This window comes from Streptomyces sp. NPDC001135 (assembly GCF_053598395.1).
Window position 1 is genome coordinate 161,199 of record NZ_JBSFKD010000020.1, and the last position, 4,070, is coordinate 165,268.

The 4,070-nt window shown below is 74.7% G+C and carries 3 protein-coding genes and 2 pseudogenes; 2 read left to right on the forward strand and 3 right to left on the reverse strand.

The window, feature by feature from the left end:
- On the forward strand, window positions 1–1,151 hold a 1,151-nt coding region (locus ACWC94_RS24295; protein ID WP_450799008.1), incomplete at its 5' end, for a chaplin family protein.
- A 92-nt stretch (window positions 1,152–1,243) separates the two neighbouring features.
- On the opposite strand, the gene ACWC94_RS24300 is transcribed toward ACWC94_RS24295, so the two are convergent.
- Complete coding sequence (locus ACWC94_RS24300) at window positions 1,244–1,432, reverse strand: DUF5703 family protein (RefSeq protein ID WP_014671721.1); 189 nt, start codon at window positions 1,430–1,432, stop codon at window positions 1,244–1,246.
- A 47-nt stretch (window positions 1,433–1,479) separates the two neighbouring features.
- On the opposite strand from ACWC94_RS24300, the gene ACWC94_RS24305 reads away from it, so the two are divergent.
- Entirely contained in the window at window positions 1,480–2,175 is a 696-nt protein-coding gene (locus tag ACWC94_RS24305; RefSeq protein ID WP_450799009.1) for a hypothetical protein, read from the forward strand.
- A 96-nt stretch (window positions 2,176–2,271) separates the two neighbouring features.
- On the opposite strand, the pseudogene ACWC94_RS24310 reads toward ACWC94_RS24305, so the two are convergent.
- Window positions 2,272–3,990 (reverse strand): annotated as a pseudogene (locus ACWC94_RS24310) (helix-hairpin-helix domain-containing protein); the annotation flags it as partial.
- Window positions 3,981–4,070 (reverse strand): annotated as a pseudogene (locus tag ACWC94_RS24315) (hypothetical protein); the annotation flags it as partial. The pseudogenes ACWC94_RS24310 and ACWC94_RS24315, both read right to left, overlap by 10 nt.

The window sequence follows — 4,070 nt, forward strand, 5'->3', positions numbered from 1 at the left end:
CCGGCCTGATCCTCTCCCCGGCGGACCGGATCTACCTCGACATGAAGTACACCAAGGACACCAAGCTGGGCGCTCCGGGGCCGACCGGCCTCTTGCGCGGAGTCATGATCCGCGAGGGTCGCAATCGCGAGGCACAGCAGGATCGAAGGCAGGGGAAAATCAGAATGCGACAGGGCACCCGCAAGGGCCTGATGACGATGGCGGCGGCCACCGGTGTGATCGCCGCCGCGAGCGGCTATGCCCACGCCAGCGCGGGCGCGGCCGGCGCCGCCGCCGGCTCACCCGGCGTACTGTCCGGCAACACGGTGCAGGTACCGGTGCACGCGCCGGTGAACGTCTGCGGCAACACCGTGAACGTCGTCGGGCTGCTCAACCCGGCCGCGGGCAACTCGTGCGCCAACCACGGCGGCGCTTCGGGCGGACACGGCGGCTCCGGCGGCTCGCACGCGAGCGGCCACGCCGGCGGCTCACCCGGCGTACTGTCCGGCAACACCGTGCAGGCGCCGATCGACGCCCCGGTGAACGTCTGCGGCAACAGCGTGAACGTCATCGGAGTCGGCAACGCCGCCCACGGCAACGACTGTGCCAACGGAGGCGGCTCCGGTGGTTCCGGCGGCGCGCACGCGGGCGGACACACCGGTGGTTCGCCCGGCGTCGGGTCCGGGAACACCGTGCAGGCGCCGATCGACGCCCCGGTGAACGTCTGCGGCAACAGCGTGAACGTCATCGGAGTCGGCAACGCCGTCGAGGGCAACGACTGCGCCAACGGAGGCGGTGGCCACCCCACCCAGCCGCCGGGCGGCGGCCACGGCAACCCGCCCGGACAGCCGGGTCAGCCGGGCCACCCTGGTCAGCCGGGGCATCCCGGTCACCCGGGTCAGCCGGGCCACCCCGGTCAACCGGGGCATCCCGGTCAGCCGGGCCACCCGGGGAGCCCGACGACCCCGCCCGGCCGGGGCGGCCACACGCCGCAGGGATCCCATGGGTCCAGCCAGGTCACGCAGCACGGCGGCCGCTCCGGGGAGCCGCTGACCAACGCCCAGCTCGCGCACACCGGCAGCGAGCTGCCGCTGGACCTCGTGCTGCCGGTCGGCGCGGGCGCGCTGCTCGCGGGCGCGGTGCTCTACCGCAAGGCGCGGGCCACGGCCTAGCCGGAAGCCCCGACCGGGGAGCGCAGTGAACGGAGCGGGCCCCGCCATCTCAGACGGGGCCCGCTCCGGTTCAGGTGTTCAGGTCACCGGCGTCACCACGTGGCACGCACCTGGCGGATGATCCGCCGGCGCAACCGCACCCTGCGGCTGCCGTCGCGCAGCAGGCTCAGTCGGTCCAATTCCCAGTGTCCGTACTCGGCATGGTCCGTCAGCAGACGTGTCGCCTCCTTGCGGGACACCCCGCGAGGCACGTACACGTCGACAAATTCGTATTCCGGCATCGCATCTATTGTGCGGGCTGGGGCCCGGTACGGATAGCGTCTGCACTATGTCTGATGCTGCGCAGCCCACCGCTGCCGAGGTACGCGCCGCCGCCGAGGCGATCAAGACCGCGCTCGACCGTCATCTGGCCGCGGTCGAACGCAGGTCGGGGGATGACGACCCGGCCGTCCTGGAGGCGTTCAACCAGCTGGCCGCGGCCGCCGAGGTGTACGACGAGCTGCTCTACGACCGCTATGACGAGGTCACGCCCTTCGAGATCCCCGGTGCGGAGGAGCTGCCGCCGTACGCGGGCCCCGAGGAACCCCACGCGATCAGCGTGCTGATCCGCCGCGACTACGCCGTGGCGGAACCCCAGCGGCTGCTGGCGCAGGCCCAGCGGGTGGAGGCGGCGGAGTACGCGGCTCCCGGTGGTCTGTCCGAGGAGGCCGCCGCCACGGTTCCGGGAGCGCTCGGCATCCTGTTCGGCGAGTTCGAACCGGACGAGATCGCCTCCCGGCACAAGGAGTTCGGTCTGGAGGAGGGCGACTCCACGCTCTGGGTCACCGCCACGGACGAGGCGCCCGAGGCCGGGGAGTGGCTGGAGACGCCGTTCGAGCACATCGACCCGCAGCAGGTCGTGTGCCGGTTCGATGTCAGCGCCGTCTTCGACGAGGAAGCGGACGACGACGAAGAGCTCGAGTTCGTCGAGGACGAGGAAGAAGACGAGGCCGACGGCCTGGAGCCGCTGGACAGCGAGAAGTGAGCGGAGCCGGCGGTGCCGTAGGGGCCTGGGGCCGGTACGGCACCGCCGGGCACCGCCGTCGCGGCGGGGACAGCCGGCGCGGGGGGACCAGGGTGCTCAGCTCGGCGGCACCTGCGCGCGCAGCAGCGTCTGCAGCCGGGTCGTGCGGGGCTTGGCCGGGGTTTCGGCCACCGCCTTCGGTAGGGCCTGCTCCACGCCGTGGACCACGGACAGATGCCGCTCCGCCCGGCCGAACGCCGTGTACACCCAGGGCCTGCTGAGCGCCTGCGCCGCATCGCCGGGCAGTACCACGACCGCCGCCGGCCAGCGAGCCCCCACCGCCTGGTGCGCGGTCAGTGCCCAGCCGTGCCGTACGGCGTCCTGCACCCGCTCGCGCGGTACGACCACCGGGGCGCCCGCGCACGACAGGTGCAGCCCGTCCGCGTCGGCCCTCACCACCACGCCCGGCACCGTACGGCCCGGGGCGGGGGAGTGGACGACCCGGTCGCCGGGGTCGAAGCCGCCGAAGCGGCCGGGTCCGGGGTTGAGGCGTTCCTTCAGCGCGGAGTTGAGGGCACGGGTGCCCGCGGCGCCGCCGTGCCCCGGAGTGATCACCACGGTCTGGTCGGCCGGGACACCGATCGCCCGCGGCACCGAGTCCGCGACCAGCTGGACCGTGCGGTGCACGGCCTCCCCCGGGTCCCGCACCGGGACGATGACGATCTCCTTGCCCGGAGCGGCCACCTGGTTCAGCTCGCCGATGCCGATACCGGAGACCAGCTCGCCGATCGGCCCCGGGTCGGGGACACGGGAGACGACCTGCGGGCAGACGCGGGCGGCGAGCAGGTCGGCGAAGACCCGTCCCGGACCGGCCGACCACAGCACCGCCGGGTCGCCGCTGAGCACCAGCCGGGCCCCGTCGGGCAGCGACTCCGCCAGCATCGCGGCGCTCTCCACGTCGAGTTGCGGGGCGTCGAGCACGATCAGCAGGTCCAGTTCCAGCGCGCCGTCCGCGTCCCGGCCCGGTCCCTCGACGCCGGACAGCAGGCCGGCGACCGTGCCCACGCCCTGGTCCACCGGGCCGGCACCGGGCAGCGCGGCGAAGCGGTGGCGGCCGTCGGGGGTGTGGCAGGCGGCGAACGCCCGCAGGCCCGCCGCGCGGGCGGCGCCGAGCAGCGCGGCCGGTTCGGCACGGGCCGCCTCCCCGCCGGTGTGCAGCACCAGGCCGTGCCCGGCGACCGCGCCGACCAGCTCTGCGGCCCCGCCGGAGACCGACTCGGCGGCCGTCCGCCAGGCCTGCTCGGTCTCCTTGGGCAACGAGCTGACCAGCCGGCCCAGACCGTCGGCGAGGCTCTCCTCGGCCAGCGCGTACCGCTCCAGGCCGACGAGGACCCGCACCGGCCGCTCCTGCTCCTCGTCGGTGTCCTCGTCGGTGACCTGGGGCGCGGGGGCCCCGGCTTCCTCCAGCGCGTCCTGGAAGGCCAGGGCCTCGCCCTCCGCGAGGGTGTCCTGCACCGCCGCGTCCGGGTCCGGCACGCTCTGCCGGCCCAGCGCCGCGGTCAGCGCGGGCAGGTCCAGTGCGGTGTGCCCGGCCAGGGCCGCCTGCTCCAGCAGCCACACCGTGACCGCGCGGCCCCGCCGCTCGTCGCCCGGGCCGCAGGCGGCGCCGAGCAGCGTGCGTGCGAAGCCGTCGGCCTGGTCGGGCCGTACACCGCTGATCCGCAGCAGCTGCCAGGGATCCGCGCGCAGCGCCGCGTCGGCGCCCTCGCCGAGAGCCGCGGCCACCTGGGCGGCGAGAGCCTCGGGCGCGCCTCCCTCGGCCAGCACCCGGCGGACGCCATGTCGTTGAAGCGCTCGCCGGCCTTGTCGCGCTCGCCGTAGCCGAGCCAGCAGATGCGCGCGGGCAGACCCTGGAC

Bases quoted from the DNA above. Each gene is read 5' to 3' on its own strand.
- ACWC94_RS24300 (WP_014671721.1), bottom strand. From the start codon at position 1,432: ATGCCGGAATACGAATTTGTCGACGTGTACGTGCCTCGCGGGGTGTCC.
- ACWC94_RS24305 (WP_450799009.1), top strand. From the start codon at position 1,480: ATGTCTGATGCTGCGCAGCCCACCGCTGCCGAGGTACGCGCCGCCGCC.